Below are 21,229 nucleotides of genomic sequence, written 5' to 3'. Positions count from 1 at the left end.
GCGCGTTCGCGTCTCAGCCGGCGTGGTCGAGGCTTCCGTCGCGGCGGCCGACGGACACGAGCCGTCCCATCGACAGCGCCGCCACCGCGTACCAGCAGGCGCCGACCAGCGCCTCGATCCCGATCAGGCCCATGATGTGGCCGGGAGGCGCGCCGTCCAGGATGCCGCGCACCGCCTCCAGGCCGTGCACGACGGGCAGCGCGTTCACCGCGATCCGCAGCGGCCCGGGCCACACGTCGATCGGGACGTTCACGCCGCCGAACGTCATGACGACGCCGTAGGCGAAGTTCAGCACCAGCCACTCGACGCCGCGCATCCGCAGCGCGACGCCCGCCAGCGCGCACCCGTACCCGTAGCTGCTGACGAGGACGAGCACGATCACCGGCGCCGCGTACAGGGCGCGCGGCCACGGCAGCGGGACGCCCAGCAGCGGCGGCAGGACCAGCCACGCGACGAGCGAGCTGGTCAGGCCGGTCACCATCCACTGCAGCCCGCGGCCCAGATACACCGGCAGGTGCCCGGACGGCGCGATGGCGAGCAGCGGCAGCGTCCCCATGGCCCGCTCCCCGGCCAGCGAGATCACCACGATGGTGGACTCCATGCAGGCCAGCACCACGATGTTGCCGACCAGCACGTAGCGCATGGTCGGCTCGTCGCCGACGTAGCGGCCCAGCAGGGCGTAGAACGTCGCCTGGCAGAGCAGCCGCACCAGCCAGCCGAACGTCCACGTCCGCCAGGTGTAGACGGCGCCCATCTCGGCGAACCCCAGCACCAGCGACTCGCGGGCGATCCGGACCGCGTGCCTCATGCGAACCCCACCGTCCCCTCGCGGCGAGCCTGGTCGACGTAGCGGCGCGTCAGCCACAGCCCGGCCGCCATCGCCGCGGCGCCCAGCCCGAGGATCGCCGCGACCGGCCACGCCCAGCCGTGGCCGTCCCCGTGGACGGCGTCGCGCAGCAGCTCCGCGCTCCACGACAGGAACACGACACGGCTGAACGGGTGCAGCCAGTCCGGCAGCACGGCCACCGGGACGAGGATCCCGCCGAGGATGTAGAACGGGTAGCCGAGCGAGTTCTGCAGCACCTCGTGGGCCCGCGACATCACGAACACCGCCGAGATGAGCGTGGCCGTCCCGACCGTCGCCAGGCAGGTCGCGGCGACCGCGACCGCGAACAGCGGCGGGTCGGCGATCGTCAGGACCCGTCCGAACCCGAGGGCCGCGACCAGCCAGGATTCGGCGAACGCCGCCGCGCCGACCAGCACCACCGTCGCGACGCGTCCGGCCACGACCAGGCCCAGCGGGACGGGCGCCGCGATCATCGGGGTGAAACGTCCCATCCAGCGGTCCTCGGTCACGACGCGTCCGGCGTAGTCGAGGGCGGCGACCCACAGCCCGATCAGCCCCGGCGCCAGGACGGCGTTCGCCACGACGTCCGGGCGGTCCGCCGTGACCGCCAGCGCGAGCATCGTCGTCGTCTGCAAGGGCGCGATCAGCAGGATGAGGGCGTGCTCCGGGCTCCGCCGCGACAGCCCGACCTGGAGCAGCACGGCCTGCCACAGCACGCGCAGCGTCGCCGGCGGGCCGCTCACACCCGCATCCCCCGGTCGCCCACGGCGCGCAGGTAGACCTCTTCGAGGGTCGGCTCGCCGCGCCGGGCGGTGAGGACGTCGAGGTCCAGGAGGTGGGTGAGGACGCGGCGGGTGGCGTCCCGGTCGGCGGTGTGGACGCGCCATTGCCCGGGCGCGCCGTCGCGCCGTTCGACGTCGGTCACGCCGGGCAGCACGGCCACTGCCTCGGCGAGGGCCGGGTCCTGGTCGGTGTAGTCGACGCATTCGCGGTCGCCGAGGAACCGTCCGGCGCGCGCGGGCTCGCCGGTCAGCAGCATCCGGCCGCGGTCGATGAGCGTGACCCGGTCGCAGAGCGCCGTCGCCTCGTCCATGTCGTGGGTGGCGAGCAGGAACGTGCGGCCCTCGTCGCGCAGCTCGCGGACGAGCCGCCGGAAGGCGCCGGCCGCGACCGGGTCGAGCCCGGAGGTCGGCTCGTCGAGGAACATCACGCGCGGCTCGTGCAGCAGCCCGCGCGCCAGGTGCAGCCGCTGCCGCATCCCGCGCGAGAACCTCTCGACGGGGTCGTCCGCCCGTTCGGCGAGGCCGGCGCGTTCCAGCAGCGCGTCGGCGCGCTTGCGGACCGTCCTGGCGTCGAGCTTGTAGAGCGCGCCCCAGAACAGCAGGTTGCGGCGGGCGGTGAGCCGGTCGTAGAGGCCCCGGTCGCCGCCGAGCACGAGCCCGATCAGGGACCGGACGTCCCGCGCGTCCGCCACGACGTCGTGGCCGAGGACGCGCGCCGACCCGGCCGACGGCAGCAGCACGGTGGAGAGGATCCTGACGAGCGTGGTCTTGCCCGCGCCGTTCGGCCCGAGCAGCCCGTGGATCTCGTTCTGGTCGACGGTGAGGGACAGGTCGTCCAGGGCGACGACGGTGTCCCGGCGCTTGCGCGCGTAGACGCGGCGCAGGCCGGTGGTGCGGACGGCGGCTTCCATGCCACCACCGTCCGGGTAAGGCCCGGCCCGCGGCCATAAGGCGGCGGCTTATTGTCGGCCGCCGGCGCGCTAAGCCCGACCGCGGTCGCGCGCGCAAGGCAGGCGACGGTCGCGGGCGGTCGCGGGCGGCCGCGGGCTAGGCCAGGCCGCGGTCGCGGGCGGCCGCGGCGGCCTCGCCGCGCGAGGAGACGCCGAGCTTGGCCAGGATGTGCGAGACGTGGACGCTGGCGGTCTTCGGGGAGATCACCAGGTCCTCGGCGATCTCCCGGTTGGAGCGGCCGCGCGCCAGCAGCCGCAGCACCTCCGACTCGCGGGCGGTGAGCGGTCCGCCGTCCGGTCCTGACAGGCCCGCGCGGCGGGCGCGCTCGGAGATCCGCCTGGCCAGCGGCGCGGCGCCGAGCCGGGCGGCGATCCCGGCGGCGCGGTCGAGACGCGTCCCGGCGGCCGCGCGGTCCCCGGCGGACAGGTCGGCGCACGCGGCGTGGAACAGCGCCCGCGCCAGCGGATAGGGCTGCTCCATCCGCTCCCAGGCGGCGATCACGGCGTCCCACGCGGCGGGGCCGCCGGTCAGCGCGGACACGGCCGCCGCGTGCGCCTCCGCCATCGGGGTCGCGACGGGCAGCCGCGCCGCCAGCCCGGCGATCTCGGGGAGGCGCGGCCCGCCCGCGTGCGCGGCGGCCTCCAGCAGCGGCCACAGGTAGCAGGGCTGCACGGTCAGCCGCGGATGGCGCAGGACGGCGTCCACGACGGCGCGGGCCGCCGGACGGTCGTCGTCCGCCAGCCGCCACTCGACGATCATCTGGGCGAGGGGCAGCGTCGTCTGCGGGAACCCGGCGTCGAGCGGTACGGCGAGCGCCTCCGGATCGGGCTCGGGGCCGTCCCCGCGGGCGGCCAGCAGCGCGATCCGCCAGATCATCGTCTGGAGGCGGAACGCGGGCGCGTGGTGCCGGTCCAGGTACCGCTGGAGCGTCTTGGCGGCCTCGTCCCAGCGGCCGAGCCGGTACAGCGCCTCGACCCGGTTGACGGCCAGCGCCAGCCCCCCGCTGCGCGCCAGCCCGGCGTCCTCTGCGACCGCGAGCCCCTCGGCCGTCAGCGCCAGCGCGCCCGCCGGGCCGCCGGTGTTCAGCCGGCAGTGCGCCAGCGTGTTCAGCACCCGGACGCGCTCCCACCCGCCGAGATCGCGTTCCCGGAGCCGTTCCAGCGCCGCCGGGTCGCCGTCGCCGTCCCGCGCGGCGGCCGCCGCGACGGTGATCTCCAGGTGCGGGATCGCCTCGCGGTCGCCGCCGGCGCGGGCCAGCGCCAGCCCCTCCCGGCCGAACCGCTCGCCCTCGTCCATCTCCCCGTAGACGAGGAGCCGGGAGCTCAGCCGCGTGAGGGCCAGGACGCGGGCCGGGCCGGTCGCGAGCCGTTCGGCCTCGCGCAGGTCGTCCAGCTCGCTCTCCTCGCCCTGGTAGCCGCGCATCAGCGCGCGGAGGGCCAGCCGCCGGGCGGCCGCGGCGGGTTCGCGGCGGCGGTCCGTCTCGTCCAGGGCCCGCTGGACGAGCGGCAGCCCGCGCCCGGGTTCGCCGATCGCGCCGGCGGCCTCGGTCGCGGCCTCCAGCACCTGGTGGCGGGTGCGGCCGGTGAGGGCGGCGGCGCCGGGCACCCGGTCCCACAGGCCGAGGACGCGTTCCAGCAGCGACAGTTGCTCGGCGTGGGCGGCGGCGGCATACCGCTCCCGGGCGGCGCGCCACGCGGCGGCCAGGGCCTGGGCGTGGTCGCCGCAGCCCTGCCAGTGGACGGCCAGCGCGCTCGCCGGCGCGTCGCTGAGCTCCGGCGAGCGCTCGATCGTCGCGGCGTAGCGGCGGTGGAGGGCGGAGCGCTCGCCGGGCAGCAGGTCCTCGTGGACGGCCTCGCGGATGAGCGCGTGCCGGAAGGCGTAGCCGTCGCCGTCCGCGACGAGCAGCCCGTGGTCGGCGGCCGGGCGCAGCGCCTCGCCCAGACCGGAATCGGACAGGCCGGTCACGGCCGCGAGCAGGCCGTGCCCGACCCGGTCGCCCGCGGCGCTCGCCGCCCGCAGCGCCGCCCGCGCGTCCTCGGGCAGCCGGTGGACGCGGGCGAGCAGCAGTTCCCGCAGCGACCCGGGCACGGCCGGGCCGGTGCTTCCGACGAGCGCCTCGACGAACAGCGGGTTGCCGCCGCCACGCGCGTGCACGTCCCGCACTATGGCCGGGTCGGCGGCCCCGAGGATGCCGCGGACCTGGTCGGCGACCTCCGCCCGGGTGAGCGGCGGCAGGTCGAGCCGGGTCACGTGGGGGAGCCGGGCGAGGTCGGCGAACAGCGGCCGCGTGCCCGGCTCCTCGGGACGGAAGGTGACCACCAGCAGCACGCCCGCGCGCGGCGGGTTGCGGAACAGGAACGACAGCAGGTCGCGGGTGGAGCGGTCGGCCCAGTGCGCGTCCTCCAACACCAGAGTCACCGGATCCCGGGCGCCGAGCCGTTCGGCCAGCGCCAGGACGTGCTCGAACAGCCGCAGCTGCCCGGTGCCGTCGTCCGGCGGGGGCTCGGCCGCGGTGAGGCCCGGCGTCAGCCGCGCCAGCTCGGGCAGGGTCGCCGCGGGCATCAGCGAGACGATCGCGTCCCGGCCGAGGCGCCGCAGGATCGCGGTGAACGGGGCGTACGGCAGGCTCGCGGCGCCGAGGTCGAGGCAGGCCCCGGTCAGCGTGCGCAGGCCGCGCGCGAACTCGGCGACGAGGCGCGTCTTGCCGCCGCCCGCCTCGCCGCCGACCAGGACGGCGGCGGGTTCGCCCGCGCAGGCCCGCGCGTGCGCGGCGCGTAACGCGGCGAGCTCGGCGGTGCGCCCGGCGAACACCGGGCTGACAGGATCCACCCGGCCAGCATGCCGCAGTCTTATCGCTACTTGTGTTGCGATAAGACATCGGGTAACCTCGCTGTGGTCACATCACCGCCCGGCAGGGGAGTCCATTGAGGATCTGAGGTCCGACACCGCGCACCGGCCGTCCGTCGGCCCGCGCACGTGACCTCAGTACGGACTCCCGTCTCGCCGGGCTTTCTCATGCCCGCCGGCGCGTCGCGCGACCCGCGGTGTCTCCATGCGTCCCGCACCTGCTCAATCACCATGGAGACCGCCTATGTCATACGCCATCGTGTGCTCGGACCTGTCGTTCGCCTGGGCGGACGGCAGCCCCGTCCTGACCGGCCTGGACGCCGCGTTCGGCACCGGCCGGACGGGCCTGATCGGCGTCAACGGCTCCGGCAAGTCCACCCTGCTGAAGATCATCGCCGGTGAGCTGCGGCCCGCGTCGGGCGCGGTGAGCGTCGCGGGGGAGATCGGCTACCTGCCGCAGAACCTCGTCCTCGACGGCGCCGCGACCGTCGCGGACCTGCTCGGCATCAGCCGGGTCCGCGACGCGCTGCACGCCATCGAGCGCGGCGAGGCCACCGAGGAGAACTTCACCGCGGTGGGGGACGAATGGGACGTCGAGGAACGCGCCCGCGCCGAACTCGACCGGCTCGGCCTCGACCACCTCGACCTGGACCGGACCGTCCCGACCCTGTCCGGCGGCGAGGCCGTGATGGTCGCCCTCGCCGCCAGGTTCCTCGCCCGTCCCGACGTCCTCCTGCTGGACGAGCCGACCAACAACCTCGACCTGGACGCCCGGCACCGCCTGTACGACGCGGTCGCGTCCTGGACGGGCGTCCTCGTCGTCGTCAGCCACGACCGCGAGCTGCTCGACCGGGTCGACGAGATCGCCGACCTGCGCGACGGGGCCGTCCGGACGTTCGGCGGGAACCTGTCCGCCTACGAGGAGCTGCTCGCGGTCGAGCGGGAGGCCGCCGAGCGCGCGGTCCGCGCCGCCGAGACCGACGTGCGGCGCCAGAAGCGCGACCTGGTGGAGGCGCACGTCAAGCTGGCCCGCCGCAAGCGCTACGGAGCCAAGATGGAGGAGAACAAGCGCGAACCGAAGATCGTGATGGGGGCGCGCAAGCGGCAGGCCCAGGAGTCGGCGGGCAAGCACCGCATCCTGCACGAGGAGCGGCTCGCCGACGCCCGCGACCGGCTAGGCGAGGCGGAGGATGCGGTCCGCGAGGACGCCGAGATCCGCGTCGACCTGCCCGCCACCCGCGTCCCGGCCGCCCGGACCGTCGCGACCGTGACGGGCCTGACCGCGCCCGACCCGGACGTCGGCACCTTGGCCGAACTGATCGTCCGGGGCCCGGAGCGGATCGCGCTGACCGGCCCGAACGGCTCCGGCAAGACCACGTTCCTGCGGACGCTCACCGGCGACCGCGTCCCCGAGGGGACGGACGTCAAGATCGGCGTGGACGGCGTCCGCTACCTGCCGCAGCGGCTCGACGTCCTCGACGACGACCTCACCGTCGTCGACAACGTCCGGCTGCGGGCGCCGTCGGCGCCTCCGTCCAAGATCAGGGCCGGCCTGGCGCGCTTCCTGTTCCGCGGCACCCGGGCCGAGCGGCCCGCAGGGACGCTCTCGGGCGGGGAGAGGTTCCGCGCCGTGCTCGCGTCCCTGCTGCTCGCCGAGCCCGCCCCGCAGCTGCTCCTGCTGGACGAGCCGACGAACAACCTCGACATGGCGAGCACCGCACAACTGGCCCAGGCCCTCACCGCCTACCAGGGCGCCCTGATCGTGGTGAGCCACGACGTCCCGTTCCTCCGAACCCTGAAAATCACCCGCTGGCTCCGAATGGACAAAACGACCGGCCTAACAGAGATAGACCCGTTGTAACCACGTGGACGGGACCTGAGCCGAGGTCACGGGTCGTGCGGCCGGAGGCGCCCAGCGCCGGAGGCCGCACGACCCGACGGGCGGAGGACCGTTTCCCGAGACGCGCCAGCGGCGCGGGAAACGGTTCACCGCCCGCTGACGGGGTTCCAGGGGTCGCCCCCTGGGCTAACACAGCCCGCTGACGGGGGTTCCAGGGGGTCGCCCCCTGGGCTACGTGAGCACGCGTTTGGTGAACGTGCGCATCGACGCCCAGGTCAGCAGGACCGTCCCGCCGAGGATGGCGAGCAGGAGCGCCCACACCGGCATGTGCGGGACGTCCGGCGTCAGCGTGCTGCGCAGGCCCTCGCTGACGTATACGAGGGGGTTGAACAGGCTGACGATCTGCAGCCAGCGGATGTCGTCCAGCGCCGACCACGGGTAGTACACGCAGCCGAGCATGGTCATCGGCAGCAGCACGATCGCGAACAGCACCTGGACCTTCTGCGGGTTCATCAGCGTGCCGAGCAGCAGCCCGCCCGAAGCCGACAGCAGCGCCCCGGCCACCATCACCAGGATCAGCACGGGCCAGTTGTCGACGTGCACCTCCGGCGCCTGGCCCTCGGCGTGGATGAGCAGCACCGCGGGGAACACCAGCAGCCCGCCGATCAGGCCCTGCGTCGCCGCGGCGATGATCTTCTGGGCGGCCAGCAGCGGGATCGGCACCGGCGCCAGCGCCCGGTCGGTGATGGACTTCTGCCAGGTCAGCTCCATCATCAGCGGGAAGATCACCGCCATCATCGCCTGCATGATGATGGACGAGCCGACGAGTCCCGGCACGAGGATCGTGGAGAACGTCGCCCCGCCCGGCCCGCCCGCCGTCGCGCCGCCGCCGAGCTTCGGCAGGACGTAGGCGAACACGAACACGAACATCACCGGCTGCACGAGCACCCGCGTGAACGTCGACACGACGTTCTTGCGCATGACCCGCCCCTCGCGCGCCATCATCGCGGCGAAGGTGCGGGAGATCGTCGCCCGGGCGGGCGGCGGCGGGGCGATGACGGCGGGGGTGGCGGGGGAGGCGGAGGCCGCCGGGGCGGCGGACGCGGTCATTCGCGGTATTCCCTTCCGGTGAGGGTGAGGAAGACGGTCTCCAGGCTGGGACGGAGCTGGGTGGCGTCGGTGACGCCGACGCCGGCGCGGGAGCCGATCGTGACCAGCTCGCCGAGCAGGCCGTCGGAGTCGGCGGCGAACACGCGGACCTGGCCGTCGTTGACCTCGACCTTGCTGATGCCCTCCCGCTCGGAGAGAGCGTGGATCCCGTCCGGGGCGGCGGCGTCGTAGGTCACGGTGATGACGGTGTCGGCGCCCGCGCTGGACTTCAGCTCGTCCACCGTGCCGCTGGCGAGGATCTTGCCGTGGTCGACGACGGCGACCCGGTCGCAGAGCGCCTCCGCCTCCTCCATGTAGTGGGTGGTGAGCAGGATGGTCTGCCCGGCGGCCTGGAGCCCGCGCAGCACCTCCCACAGGTTGGTGCGGGTCTGCGGGTCGAGCCCGGCGGTCGGCTCGTCCAGGAACAGGACCTCGGGGCCGTGCATGAGGGCGCGGCAGATCATGACCCGCTTGGCCTGCCCGCCGGAGATCTCGAACGGGTTGCCGCCGCGCTGCTCGGTCAGCCCGAACAGCTCCAGCAGCTCGCCCGCGCGCCTGCGGGCGTCGCGGGCGCCGAGCCCGAAGTACCGGCCCCGGAACTCCAGGTTCTCGGCGACGGTCAGGTCGCTGTCGAGGGTGTTGTTCTGCGACACGACGCCGATGCGGCGCTTGATCTCGACGGCGTCCTTCACCACGTCCAGGTCGCAGACGCGGGCGCTGCCGCCGGTCGGCACGACGAGGGTGGTGAGCATGCCGATGGTGGTCGACTTGCCCGCGCCGTTCGGGCCGAGCAGCCCGAAGAACTCGCCGCGCGGGACGTCGAGGTCGATGCCCTGCACGGCGGGCACCGCCGGACGCGGCCCGGACGCCGGATAGGTCTTCTTGAGGTCGACCGTCCTAACGGCGGCTTCTGGGGGTTCGGTCACGCGCCGTCTCCCTTCGCTTCATCGCTGTGTGAATCGTCCTCTTCGGCCGGGAAATCCTCGAACCGTTTAATGAGGCCGACGAGGAACCGCCGGACTGCGGCCTCGTCGGCCTCGTCCACGACGTCGTACACCTGCGAGAGGTCTCGTCCGATGGGCTTCGACTTCTCCGCGAGCAGCTGCCGTCCCGAGTCGGTGATGCGCAGCATCACGCCGCGCCGGTCGCGGTACGAGCGCTCCCGCCTGACGTGCCCGTTGCGCTCCAGCGTGTCGACCACCGAGGTGATCGTCGCGGGGGTGACGAGGAGCCGCTTGGCGACCTCGCCGGGGCGCAGCCCGTCCTCGACGATGAGCATGCGGAGCACGAAGAACCCGGCGGGGCTGATGCCGTGCTTCTCGATGATCCGCGAGAACACCGGATGCGCCAGCCGTGAGGCCAGGCCGAAGAGGCGGCCGATCGGCCACTCCTCCATGGGCCCGAGCGTCTTCAGGTCCCCGAAGCCAAGGTTCTCCATGGCCGTGATGTTAGAGATCTGATGGTTAGAGGGCAAATCTTTAGCTATCTAAATATATGTCCGGCTCTGTGGCGCTCGTCTCACCGGGCCCGGAGGACGGCGGCGATATTGAATAGGCATCCAGCATCATGCATACTCTTGCTTATCGATCCCGAAGGGCAGAGTGGGACATGGGCATCCGGACGGCGGTCGCCGGCGCCAGCGGATACGCGGGCGGCGAGCTGCTGCGCATCCTGGCGGGACATCCAGAGTTCGAGATCGGCGCGCTGACCGCGGGCTCCAACGCGGGCGCCGAACTGGGCGCGCACCAGCCACACCTGCGCTCCCTGGCCGGACGCGTCCTCGCCGAGACCACCCCGGAGACGCTGTCCGGCCACGACGTCGTGTTCCTGGCGCTGCCGCACGGACAGTCGGGGCCGCTCGCCGCGGAACTCGGCGAGGACGTCCTGGTCATCGACTGCGGCGCCGACCACCGGCTCACCGACCCGGCCGACTGGGAGAAGTTCTACGGGACGCCCCACGCGGGCGCCTGGCCCTACGGACTGCCCGAACTGCCCGGCCATCGCGAGGCGCTCCGCGGGGCGCGTCGCGTCGCCGTCCCCGGCTGCTACCCGACCGCCGTCACGCTCGCGCTGTTCCCGGCGTTCGCCGCCGGGCTCGCCGAACCCGACGTCGTCGTGGTCGCCGCGTCCGGCACGTCCGGCGCGGGACGGGCGCTCAAACCGCACCTGCTGGGCAGCGAGGTCATGGGCTCGGTGTCCGCCTACGCCGTCGGCGGGACGCATAGGCATACACCGGAGATGGTCCAGAACCTGAGCGACGTCGCGGGCGAACCGGTCACGGTCTCCTTCACGCCGACGCTCGCGCCGATGAGCCGCGGCATCCTCGCCACCTGCACGGCCAAGGCCCGTCCCGGCGTCACCGCCGCCGCGCTGCGCGCCGCCTACGGCAAGGCGTACACCGGCGAGCCGTTCCTCGGCCTCCTCCCGGACGGCCGGTGGCCCGCCACGTCCATGACGCTCGGCGCCAACACCGCGCTCGTCCAGGTCGCGCTCGACGAGGCCGCCGGACGCGTCGTCGCCGTCGCCGCCGTCGACAACCTCGCCAAGGGCACCGCGGGCGGCGCCGTGCAGAGCGCCAACCTCGCCCTCGGCCTCCCCGAAGAACTCGGCCTGACCACGATCGGAGTGTCCCCTTGAGCGTCACCGCCCCCCGGGGGTTCCGCGCCGCCGGCGTCGTCGCCGGGCTGAAGCCCAGCGGAAACCGCGACCTGGCCCTCGTCGTCAACGACGGGCCGTCCCGCGCGGCCGCCGGCGTCTTCACCCGCAACCGCGTGAAGGCGGCGCCCGTCCTGTGGTCGGAGCAGGTTCTCAAGGGCGGACGCGTCCACGCCGTCGTGCTGAACGCCGGCGGTGCCAACGCATGCACCGGCGCCCCCGGCTTCCAGGACGCGCACGCCACCGCCGAGAAGGTCGCGGGCGTCCTGGACGACTCCGCCGGCGAGATCGCCGTCTGCTCCACCGGCCTGATCGGCGAGCGCCTCCCGATGGACCTGCTGCTCCCCGGCGTCGACAAGGCCGCCGCCGAGCTGTCGCGCGGCGACGGCGGGCTCGCCGCCGCCGACGCGATCCGCACCACCGACACCGTCGCGAAGATCTCCTTCCGGCAGGGGCCGGGCGGCTACATGATCGGCGCGATGGCGAAGGGCGCGGGCATGCTGGCGCCGTCCCTGGCGACCATGCTCAGCGTGATCACCACCGACGCCGACCTGCCCGCCGACGTCCTGGACCGGGCGCTCCGCGCGGCGACCGGCGTCACCCTCGACCGGCTCGACTCCGACGGCTGCATGTCCACCAACGACACCGTGCTGCTGCTGGCGTCCGGCGCCGCCGGGGTCGTCCCCGCCGAGGACGAGTTCACCGCGCTGCTCACCGACGTGTGCGCCGACCTGACCCGGCAGCTGCTCGTGGACGCCGAAGGCGCGTCCAAGGCCATCGCGATCGAGGTCGTCGGCGCCGCGTCCGGCGGCGACGCGGTCACCGTCGGGCGCTCCATCGCCCGTAACAACCTCCTCAAATGCGCCATCCACGGCGAGGACCCGAACTGGGGCCGCGTCCTCTCGGCGGTCGGCACCACCGACGCCGTGTTCGAGCCCGGCGAGCTGAACGTCGCGATCAACGGCGTGTGGGTGTGCCGGAACGGCTCGTTCGGCGACGACCGCGACAAGGTCGACCTGCGCCCCCGCGACGTGACGATCACCGTCGACCTGTCGGCGGGCCCGCACAGCGCGACCGTCTGGACGACCGACCTCACGGCCGACTACGTCCACGAGAACTCGGCGTACTCCACATGACGGCCGTCACCTCGGGCGCGGACATGCGCAAGAACCGCCTCGGCGTCATGGCCGCCGGTGAGCGTAGCGAACTCATGAGCAGGGCCGAGACGCTGATCAAGGCGCTGCCGTGGCTGGAGCGGTTCCACGGCACCACCGTCGTGATCAAGTACGGCGGCCACGCGATGACCGACGAGGAGCTGCGCCACTCCTTCGCCGAGGACGTCGTGTTCCTCCGCTACGCCGGGCTGAAGCCGGTGATCGTGCACGGCGGCGGCCCGCAGATCAACGCGGCCCTCGCCCGCAACGGCATCGACTCGACGTTCACCGCCGGGCTGCGGGTGACGACGCCGGAGGCCATGGAGGTCGTCCGGATGGTGCTGACCGGCCAGGTGCAGCGCGACGTCGTCGGGCTGATCAACCGGCACGGCCCGTTCGCGCTCGGCATGTCGGGCGAGGACGCGCACCTGTTCACCGCCGAGCGCAAGCAGGCGGTCGTGGACGGCGAGGCCGTCGACATCGGCCAGGTGGGCGAGATCGTCGAGGTGCAGGTCGGGGCCCTGCGGGCGCTGCTGGACGACGGCCGCATCCCGGTGATCTCCAGCATCGCGCGCGGCGACGACGGCGAGGTCTACAACGTCAACGCCGACACCGCCGCCGCCGCGCTGGCCGTCGCGCTGGACGCCGCGAAGCTCGTCGTCCTCACCGACGTCGAGGGCCTGTACGCCGACTGGCCCGGGAGCGACGACGTGATCGACAGGCTCACCGCCGACGAGTTGGCCGTCCTACTGCCCGACCTGTCGGCAGGGATGGTCCCGAAGATGGAGGCCTGCCTGGCGGCCGTGCGCGGCGGCGTCCCGCAGGCCCACGTGCTGGACGGGCGCGTCCCGCACTCCCTCCTCCTGGAGATCTTCACCGACGAAGGGATCGGAACGATGGTCCTCCCCAGCCCCCCGGGCCCCGCGCAGGAGGTTTCGGCATGAGCGACCTGAGGGAACGGTTCGAGGCCGCGTTCATGCCGAACTACGGCGTCCCGCCGCTGGCGCTGGCGCGCGGCGAGGGCTGCCGCGTGTGGGACGTCGACGGACGCGAGTACCTCGACCTGATCGCGGGAATCGCGGTCACCTCCCTCGGCCACGGCCACCCGGCCCTCGTCGAGGCGGTGTCGTCGCAGGTCGCGACGCTGGCGCACACGTCCAACCTGTTCCTGCACGAGCCTGAGGTGCTGCTCGCCGAACGCCTCCTCGGCCTTCTCAACGGGGACGGCGGCGACGGGAAGGTGTTCCTCAGCAACAGCGGCACCGAAGCGAACGAATGCGCGCTGAAACTCGCCATCAAGTACGGCAATGGCCGGGGGCGGAAACACAGCGGCCGGTCGTATTTCGTCGCGGCGGAGAACGGCTTCCACGGCCGGAGCATGGGCGCGCTGTCGCTGACCGGGAAGGCGGCGATCCGGGAGCCGTTCGGGCCGTACGGCATCGACGTCCGGTTCGTCCCCTACGGCGACGCCGGCGCGCTCAAGGCCGCCGTGGACGAGAACTGCGCCGCCGTCTTCCTGGAGCCCACGCAGGGCGAGGCGGGCGTCGTCCCCCCGCCCGACGGGTACTTCGCCGCCGCCCGCGCCATCTGCGACGCCACCGGCGCGCTGTTCGTCGCCGACGAGATCCAGTCCGCGATCGGCCGGACGGGCGCCTGGTTCGCGTTCCAGCACGAGAACGCCAAGCCGGACGTCCTGACCCTCGCCAAGGGCCTCGGCGGCGGCCTGCCGATCGGGGCGTGCGTCGCGTTCGGCCCGCACGGCGACCTGTTCGCGAAGGGCGACCACGGCAGCACGTTCGGCGGAAACCCCGTCAGCGCCGCCGCGGCGCTCACCGTCCTCACCACGATCGAGAAGGACGGCCTGCTCGCCAACGCCGCATCCGTGGGGGAGACCCTCGCCGACGGCATCCGCGCCATCGACCACCCGCTGCTCAAGGGTGTGCGGGGCCGCGGGCTGTGGCGCGCCGCCGTGCTCACCGGACCGCACGCGCCCGCCGTCGAGGCCGCCGCCCGCGACGCCGGATTCCTGATCAACGCGCTCGCGCCGGACGCCCTGCGCATCGCCCCGCCGCTGATCCTCACCGCCGGGCAGGCGCGGTCGTTCACCGCCGCGCTCCCCGCGATCCTCGACGCCGCCGCCCCCAAGACGGAGAATTCAGCATGACCAGGCACTTCCTCCGCGACGACGACCTCACGCCCGCCGAACAGGCCGAGGTGCTCGGCCTCGCCGCCGAGGTGAAACGGGACCGCTTCCGCTTCCGGCCCCTCGACGGCCCGCGGTCCGTCGCCGTGCTGTTCGACAAGCCGTCCACCCGGACGCGGCTGTCGTTCGCCGCCGGCATCGCCGAACTCGGCGGCCACCCCCTCGTCATGGACGCCGGAACCAGCCAGCTCGGCCGCGGCGAGACCATCGCCGACACCGCCCGCGTCCTGGAACGCCAGGTCAGCGCCATCGTGTGGCGGACGGCCGGGCAGGAGCGCATCGACGAGATGGCCGCCGGAACCACCGTCCCGGTCGTCAACGCCCTCACCGACGAGTTCCACCCCTGCCAGATCCTCGCCGACCTGCAGACCGTCCGGGAGGCGAAGGGCGACCTCCCCGGCGCCACGCTCGCCTACTTCGGCGACGGCGCCAACAACATGGCCCACTCCTACCTGCTCGGCTGCGCCACCGCCGGGATGCACGTCCGCGTCGGCGCGCCCGCGTCCCAGCCGCCGGACCCCGCCGTCGTGGCCCGCGCCACCGAGATCGCCGCCGCGACCGGCGGGTCCGTGACCGTCACCGACGACCCGAAGCAGGCCGCCGCCGGAGCCGACGTCCTCGCCACCGACACCTGGGTGTCCATGGGCCAGGACGGCAAGGACACCGCCCTCTACGAGCCGTACGCCGTCACCGAGGACCTGCTCTCCCTCGCCGGCGCGGACGCGATCGTCCTGCACTGCCTGCCCGCCTACCGCGGCAGGGAGATCGCCGCGTCCGTCCTGGACGGCCCGCGGAGCCGCGTCTGGGACGAGGCCGAGAACCGCCTGCACGCTCAGAAGGCGCTGCTGATCTGGCTGCTGGAGCGCTCCCGGTGACGACCCCCATGACCAAGGCCGCCCGGCACGCCCGGGTGATCGAGCTGCTGACCCGGCATCCCGTCCACTCGCAGGGCGAGCTCGCCAAGCTCCTCGCGGACGAGGGCGTCGACGTCACCCAGGCCACGCTGTCGCGCGACCTGGTGGAGATCGGCGCGGTGCGGCTGCGCGCCGACGACGGCAGCCTGATCTACGCCGTCCCGGGGGAGGGCGGCGACCGGATCCGGCGGGCCCGCACCGGCGCCGCCGAGACCTTCACCGGACGGCTCACCCGCCTCGCCGCGGAGCTGCTCGTCTCCGCCGAGGCGTCGGCGAACCTGGTCATGGTCCGGACCCCGCCCGGGGCCGCGCAGTACCTGGCGTCGGCGATCGACCACGCCGAATGGCCGTCGATCCTCGGCACCGTCGCGGGCGATGACGAGGATCGAGTCGTCGCCCGCGACCCGACCGGCGGCGACGACGTCGCGCAGGCGCTCCTCAGGCTGACCGACGGACGCGAACGACGAAGTTAGGGCCGGTGACGGCCCGTCCCAGCAGGTAAGACCCGAACCCGCACCCACTTCGCACAGGAGATAACGATCATGAGCGAGCGCGTCGTACTCGCGTACTCCGGGGGCCTGGACACCTCCGTCGCCATCCCGTACCTCGCCGAGCAGACCGGCGGGGACGTCATCGCGGTGGCCGTCGACGTCGGCCAGGGCGGCGACGAACTGGAGACCATCCGCAAGCGGGCCCTCGCCTGCGGCGCGGCCGAGGCCGTCGTCGTGGACGCCAAGGAGGAGTTCGCCGCGGACTTCTGCGTCCCCGCCATGCAGGCCAACGCCCTCTACATGGACCGCTACCCGCTGCTGTCCGCCCTGTCCAGGCCGCTGATCGTCAAGCACCTCGTCGCCGCCGCCAAGAAGTTCGGCGGCACGACCGTGTCGCATGGCTGCACCGGCAAGGGCAACGACCAGGTCAGGTTCGAGGCTGGCCTGTCCGCGCTCGACCCCGGCCTGAAGGTCATCGCGCCCGCCCGCGACTTCGCCTGGACGCGCGACAAGGCCATCGCGTTCGCCGAGGAGAAGGGCCTGCCGATCGACGTGTCGGCCAAGTCCCCGTACTCCATCGACCAGAACCTGTGGGGACGCGCCGTCGAGACCGGCTTCCTTGAGGACATCTGGAACGGCCCCATCGAGGACGTCTACGACTACACCGCCGACCCCGCCGAGCCGCGCGAGGCCGACGAGGTCGTCATCACGTTCGCGTCCGGCGTGCCCGTCGCGCTGGACGGCCGCCCGCTCACCCCGTACGCGATCGTCGCCGAGCTGAACCGGCGCGCCGGGGCCCAGGGCGTCGGGCGGATCGACATGGTCGAGGACCGGCTCGTCGGCATCAAGAGCCGCGAGGTCTACGAGGCCCCCGCCGCGATCGCGCTGATCACCGCGCACATGGAGCTGGAGAACGTCACCGTCGAACGCGACCTGGCCCGCTTCAAGCGGTCCGTCGACCAGCGGTGGGGCGAGCTCGTCTACGACGGCCTGTGGTTCTCGCCGCTGAAGGACTCCCTGGACGCGTTCATCGCCGACGCGCAGAAGCGCGTGTCCGGCGACGTCCGGCTGACCCTGCACAGCGGCCGCGCCGTCGTCACCGGACGGCGCAGCGGCGCGTCCCTCTACGACTACGACCTCGCCACCTACGACACCGGCGACACCTTCGACCAGAGCCTCGCCAAGGGCTTCGTCGAGCTGTGGAGCCTGCCCAGCAAGATCGCCGCCAAGCGCGACCGCGAGGCCTGACCGGGAAGGCCGCCCGAGACGGCTGCCCGCCGCCGGCACGGGTTTTCGCCGTACCCTGTGGCGGACGCCGCGGCACCGCGTGGGGACTCCGTGACCACGGCGTCCCCACGTCGTGCGTCTGCGCCCGGGCGTGGTGAGATTGAGACGTCAAATACGTTCAGCGGCGGGAAGAAGAGGATTTTCGTGACGAAGGCACCGACGCGGCTGTGGGGCGGCCGGTTCGAAGGCGGCCCGTCGGACGCGCTCGCGCGGCTCTCGGTGAGCGTCCAGTTCGACTGGCGGCTCGCCCCCTACGACCTGATGGGCTCGCGCGCGCACGCCCGCGTCCTCAACCGGGCGGGGCTGCTCACCGACGACGAGCTCGACCGCATGATCGGCGCCCTGGACGGCCTGGAGGAGGCCTGCCGCACCGGCGAGTTCCGCCCCACGGTCGCCGACGAGGACGTTCACACCGCCCTCGAACGCGGCCTGCTGGAGCGGCTCGGCGCGCTCGGCGGCAAACTCCGCGCGGGCCGCAGCCGCAACGACCAGGTCGCCACCGACCTGCGCCTCTACCTGCGCGACCACGCCCGCCAGATCGTGTCCCGCCTCGTCGAGCTGGAGACCGCGCTGATCGCGCAGGCCGAGCACAACCTCGGCGTCGCCGCGCCCGGCATGACGCACCTGCAGCACGCGCAGCCCGTGCTGTTCTCCCACCAGCTCCTCGCGCACGTCCAGCCGCTCACCCGCGACGTCGACCGGCTCCGCGACTGGGACAGGCGCGCCGCGATCTCCCCGCTCGGGTCCGGCGCGCTCGCCGGGTCGTCCCTGCCGCTCGACCCGCAGGCCACGGCCGCCGAGCTCGGCTTCGACGCCGCCGCGCCCAACTCCATGGACGCCGTCGCCGACCGCGACTTCGTCGCCGAGTTCCTCTTCGCCGCCGCGCTGATCGGCGTCCATCTGTCGCGCCTCGGCGAGGAGATCTGCCTCTGGGCGTCGCAGGAGTTCCGCTGGATCGAGATGGACGACACCTACGCCACCGGGTCGTCGATCATGCCGCAGAAGAAGAACCCCGACGTCGCCGAACTGGCGCGCGGCAAGGCCGGACGCCTCATCGGCCACCTCGTCGGCCTGCTCACCACCCTCAAGGGCCTGCCGCTCACCTACAACCGCGACCTCCAGGAGGACAAGGAGGGCGCGTTCGACGCCGTCGAGACGCTGCTGCTCGTCCTGCCCGCCATGTCCGGGCTGATCGCGACCATGCGGGTCAACACCGAGCGCCTGGAGGCCCTCGCGCCGGACGGCTTCGCACTCGCCACCGACCTCGCCGAGCTGCTCGTCCGGCGCGGCACCGCGTTCCGCGACGCCCACGAGGTCGTCGGGCACCTCGTCGTCTGGTGCCAGGTCAACGACAAGGACTTCGACGACCTCACCGACGAGGAGCTCGCCAAGGTGTCGCCGCATCTGACGCCGGACGTCCGCGAGGTCCTGAACGTCCAGGGGGCGCTGGCGTCCCGGAAGGCGTACGGGGGGACGGCGCCCGACCGCGTCCGCGAGCAGCTCGGCGCGCTCCGCGGCCTCGTCAACGAGCACGCCGCCTGGGCCGCCGGCTCGGACGCCTGACCTGGTCCGCATGATCGACGGAGATCTTCGCCCTGAGGTGACGCGATGAACGGAGCGCTGCTGCCACGGGACTTCTTCGACCGTCCCGTCGACGAGGTGGCGCCGTCCCTGCTCGGGCACGTGCTCACCCACCGCACGCCCGGCGGCGAGGTCGCGGTCCGGCTCACCGAGGTCGAGGCGTACGCGGGCCCCCTCGACCCCGCCTCCCACGCCTACCGCGGCCGGACGCCCCGCAACGCCGTGATGTTCGGCCCGCCCGGCCACGCCTACGTCTACTTCACCTACGGCATGCACTTCTGCGTGAACCTCGTGTGCGGCCCGGACGGGACGTCAATGGCGGTCCTTCTCCGCGCCGGCGAGATCGTCGCGGGGGAGGAGACGGCGCGTGCCCGGCGGCCGCGCTCGTCCGTCCGCGACCTGGCCCGCGGCCCGGCTCGGCTCTGCCAGGCGCTCGGCATCGCCCGCGAGCAGAACGGCCTGGACGTCTGCACGCCCGGCGGGCCGCTCACCGTCCTCGCCGGTGAACCCGCCGACCCCGCGCTCATCCGCAACGGTCCGCGCACCGGCGTCAACGGCGCCAAGGAGGTGCCGTGGCGGTTCTGGATCGACGCCGACCCGACCGTCTCCCCGTACCGCGCGCACGTCCCGAGGCAGCGCAAGAAGATCACCGCCGGCGACTGACGCGCCGTGCCCCGAACGCGATCGGGCGCTGAATATCGTTGGCGTGACACCCGCCCGCCCGGGCACCCTGGTGGGCACACCGAACGCAAGCCGGAACGAGGAGACCGTGACCGACATCCTGGACGATCTCGCGTGGCGCGACCTGATCGCGCAGTCCACCGACCTGGACGATCTGCGGGCCCTGCTCGCCGCGGGACCGGTCACCCTCTATTGCGGCTTCGACCCGACGGCCCCTTCGCTGCACCTCGGCAACCTGATCCAGATCCTCACGCTGCGCCGCTTCCAGCTGGCCGGGCACCGGCCCATCGGCCTCGTCGGCGGCGCCACCGGCCTGATCGGCGACCCGAGCGGCAAGAGCGCCGAACGCGTCCTGAACTCCGCGGAGACCGTGGCGGGCTGGGTCGAGCGCATCCGCGGCCAGGTGTCGAAGTTCCTCGACTTCGGCGAGGGCCCCACCGGCGCGACGATGGTCAGCAACCTCGACTGGACGGCCCCCATGTCCGCCATCGAGTTCCTCCGCGACATCGGCAAGCACTTCCCGGTCAACCGGATGCTGGCCCGCGAGACCGTCAAGGCCAGGCTCGACACCACCGGCATGAGCTACACCGAGTTCAGCTACGTCCTGCTCCAGTCGATGGACTTCCTGGAGCTCTACCGGCGGCACGGCTGCCTGCTCCAGACCGGCGGCAGCGACCAGTGGGGCAACCTCACCGCCGGGGTCGACCTCATCCGCCGCGTCGAGGGCGGCAGCGCGCACGCGCTCACGACCCCGCTCCTCACCAAGGCGGACGGATCCAAGTTCGGCAAGACCGCCGGCGGCGAGACCTACTGGCTCGACCCCGACCTGACCTCGCCGTACGCGTTCTACCAGTTCTGGTTCAACGCCGACGACCGGGACGTGGAGAAGTTCCTCAAGGTCTTCAGCTTCCGCTCCCATGAGGAGATCGACGATCTGGTCAAGCAGGGGGCCGACCGTCCCGCCGCACGGGCCCCGCAGCGGGCGCTCGCGGAGGAGATGACCACGCTCGTCCACGACGCGGACGAGACCGCCCGGGTCATCGCCGCCTCCCGCGCCCTGTTCGGCCAAGGCGCCCTGGAGGAGCTGGACGAACGCACGCTGAAAGCCGCACTGGCCGAGGTACCCCGCGCCGAGGTGGCCCCGGGCGAGCTGCCGACCGTCGTCGACCTGCTGGCGGCCTCAGGGCTGTGCAAGAGCAAGTCCGAAGCACGGCGGGCGATCGCCCAGGGCGGTGCCTACCTCAACAACGCCAAGGTCGAGTCGGAGGACGCCACGCCCGCCGCCGCGGACCTGCTCCACGGCCGCTTCCTCGTCCTGCGACGCGGCAAGCGCAGCGTGGGCGGCGTCGAGGTCATCGCGTCCTGAGCCCGTCCGCGACCGCCCGTCCGGAGCCTCTCCGGGCGGGCGGGCGCCATGTCGGGGGCAAACTTCGGCAAATACACGTCACAGTGCGGTTACAAGGATCCGTCGCCGGGCATGATTCAGGTCTTGAAAACCGTACTTGAGCTGGGGTTTCGCGCCGCACAACGTCGATTTGACGGCCCCCGGGGCGGGACCTAATGTTTTACACGCCCCACGGGGGAGCGGGACGCGACAAGCGGCCCGGCCTCAGGGGAAAACCCTCGACGAACCAACCGGGTTGAGACCTGTCTCTGTCCGGAAACGGACGTACGAGGTCGAACTGCCCAGATTTTGACAAACAGGGCGAATCGGCTAGGCTAGAAGGGTTGCCCCGGAGCCGGGGCCTGCGGGAGCGGGTTCACGGCGCGGTGGGTGTCCGTTTCTTGAGAACTCAACAGCGTGTTAAAAGCCAGTGCCTTTATACGGCCGGGTCTGTTTTTGGATC

General features: G+C 73.0%; 18 protein-coding genes. 11 read left to right on the top strand and 7 right to left on the bottom strand.

Annotation, left to right across the window (positions count from 1 at the left end):
- Positions 1-13: 13 nt before the first annotated feature.
- The 4 genes from ACH34T_RS41635 to ACH34T_RS41620 all read right to left on the bottom strand — a co-directional run bounded on the left by ACH34T_RS41635 (position 14) and on the right by ACH34T_RS41620 (position 5,409).
- Complete coding sequence (locus tag ACH34T_RS41635; RefSeq protein ID WP_396026532.1) at positions 14-808, bottom strand: ABC transporter permease; 795 nt, start codon at positions 806-808, stop codon at positions 14-16.
- Positions 805-1,590, bottom strand: coding sequence for an ABC transporter permease (locus tag ACH34T_RS41630; RefSeq protein ID WP_396026531.1), 786 nt, complete (start codon positions 1,588-1,590; stop codon positions 805-807). Before ACH34T_RS41630 ends, ACH34T_RS41635 begins: the two co-directional genes overlap by 4 nt.
- Entirely contained in the window at positions 1,587-2,540 is a 954-nt protein-coding gene (locus ACH34T_RS41625) for an ATP-binding cassette domain-containing protein (RefSeq protein ID WP_396026530.1), read from the bottom strand. Before ACH34T_RS41625 ends, ACH34T_RS41630 begins: the two co-directional genes overlap by 4 nt.
- Before the next feature lie 136 nt (positions 2,541-2,676).
- A complete protein-coding gene (locus ACH34T_RS41620; protein ID WP_396026529.1) occupies positions 2,677-5,409 on the bottom strand; it encodes an ATP-binding protein in 2,733 nt (910 codons plus the stop codon).
- A 262-nt stretch (positions 5,410-5,671) separates the two neighbouring features.
- On the opposite strand from ACH34T_RS41620, the gene ACH34T_RS41615 reads away from it, so the two are divergent.
- Positions 5,672-7,288, top strand: coding sequence for an ABC-F family ATP-binding cassette domain-containing protein (locus ACH34T_RS41615; protein WP_396026528.1), 1,617 nt, complete (start codon positions 5,672-5,674; stop codon positions 7,286-7,288).
- 210 nt (positions 7,289-7,498) lie between these two features.
- Here ACH34T_RS41615 and ACH34T_RS41610 read toward each other — a convergent pair whose 3' ends face one another.
- From ACH34T_RS41610 to ACH34T_RS41600, 3 genes are read right to left on the bottom strand one after another with little or no spacing between them, the layout of a single operon-like run.
- Positions 7,499-8,377, bottom strand: coding sequence for an ABC transporter permease (locus ACH34T_RS41610; protein ID WP_396026527.1), 879 nt, complete (start codon positions 8,375-8,377; stop codon positions 7,499-7,501).
- A complete protein-coding gene (locus tag ACH34T_RS41605; RefSeq protein WP_396026526.1) occupies positions 8,374-9,342 on the bottom strand; it encodes an ATP-binding cassette domain-containing protein in 969 nt (322 codons plus the stop codon). The genes ACH34T_RS41610 and ACH34T_RS41605 overlap by 4 nt, the downstream gene beginning before the upstream one ends.
- Positions 9,339-9,854 carry a MarR family winged helix-turn-helix transcriptional regulator gene (locus ACH34T_RS41600; RefSeq protein WP_396026525.1) on the bottom strand — a complete coding sequence of 172 codons (516 nt, stop codon included), beginning with the start codon at positions 9,852-9,854 and terminating at the stop codon, positions 9,339-9,341. Before ACH34T_RS41600 ends, ACH34T_RS41605 begins: the two co-directional genes overlap by 4 nt.
- Before the next feature lie 170 nt (positions 9,855-10,024).
- On the opposite strand from ACH34T_RS41600, the gene argC reads away from it, so the two are divergent.
- The 10 genes from argC (at position 10,025) to tyrS (ending at position 20,748) form a co-directional block, all read left to right on the top strand.
- Positions 10,025-11,053 carry an N-acetyl-gamma-glutamyl-phosphate reductase gene (argC, locus tag ACH34T_RS41595; protein WP_396026524.1) on the top strand — a complete coding sequence of 343 codons (1,029 nt, stop codon included), beginning with the start codon at positions 10,025-10,027 and terminating at the stop codon, positions 11,051-11,053.
- Complete coding sequence (gene argJ / locus ACH34T_RS41590; RefSeq protein ID WP_396026523.1) at positions 11,050-12,207, top strand: bifunctional glutamate N-acetyltransferase/amino-acid acetyltransferase ArgJ; 1,158 nt, start codon at positions 11,050-11,052, stop codon at positions 12,205-12,207. The genes argC and argJ overlap by 4 nt, the downstream gene beginning before the upstream one ends.
- Positions 12,208-12,254: 47 nt before the next feature.
- The gene (argB, locus tag ACH34T_RS41585; RefSeq protein ID WP_396026560.1) at positions 12,255-13,169 is read left to right on the top strand and encodes an acetylglutamate kinase; all 915 of its coding nucleotides are present in this window, start codon (positions 12,255-12,257) and stop codon (positions 13,167-13,169) included.
- The gene (locus ACH34T_RS41580; RefSeq protein WP_396026522.1) at positions 13,166-14,389 is read left to right on the top strand and encodes an acetylornithine transaminase; all 1,224 of its coding nucleotides are present in this window, start codon (positions 13,166-13,168) and stop codon (positions 14,387-14,389) included. The genes argB and ACH34T_RS41580 overlap by 4 nt, the downstream gene beginning before the upstream one ends.
- Complete coding sequence (gene argF, locus ACH34T_RS41575; protein ID WP_396026521.1) at positions 14,386-15,303, top strand: ornithine carbamoyltransferase; 918 nt, start codon at positions 14,386-14,388, stop codon at positions 15,301-15,303. Before ACH34T_RS41580 ends, argF begins: the two co-directional genes overlap by 4 nt.
- 8 nt (positions 15,304-15,311) lie before the next feature.
- Positions 15,312-15,815, top strand: coding sequence for an arginine repressor (locus ACH34T_RS41570; RefSeq protein WP_396026559.1), 504 nt, complete (start codon positions 15,312-15,314; stop codon positions 15,813-15,815).
- 69 nt (positions 15,816-15,884) lie between these two features.
- On the top strand, positions 15,885-17,081 hold the full coding sequence (locus ACH34T_RS41565; RefSeq protein WP_396026520.1) for an argininosuccinate synthase: 1,197 nt from the start codon (positions 15,885-15,887) through the stop codon (positions 17,079-17,081).
- A gap of 183 nt (positions 17,082-17,264) precedes the next feature.
- Positions 17,265-18,683 carry an argininosuccinate lyase gene (gene argH, locus ACH34T_RS41560; protein WP_396026519.1) on the top strand — a complete coding sequence of 473 codons (1,419 nt, stop codon included), beginning with the start codon at positions 17,265-17,267 and terminating at the stop codon, positions 18,681-18,683.
- Between the two features lie 45 nt (positions 18,684-18,728).
- On the top strand, positions 18,729-19,364 hold the full coding sequence (locus ACH34T_RS41555) for a DNA-3-methyladenine glycosylase (protein WP_396026518.1): 636 nt from the start codon (positions 18,729-18,731) through the stop codon (positions 19,362-19,364).
- Between the two features lie 106 nt (positions 19,365-19,470).
- Positions 19,471-20,748, top strand: coding sequence for a tyrosine--tRNA ligase (gene tyrS / locus ACH34T_RS41550; protein ID WP_396026517.1), 1,278 nt, complete (start codon positions 19,471-19,473; stop codon positions 20,746-20,748).
- The last annotated feature ends 481 nt before the right edge of the window (positions 20,749-21,229 follow it).

It is taken from the genome of Actinomadura sp. 9N215, assembly GCF_044326345.1.
Lineage (GTDB): Bacteria > Actinomycetota > Actinomycetes > Streptosporangiales > Streptosporangiaceae > Spirillospora.
Note: the sequence above shows the minus strand (reverse complement) of the source record. Positions and strands in the feature narration are given on the sequence as shown.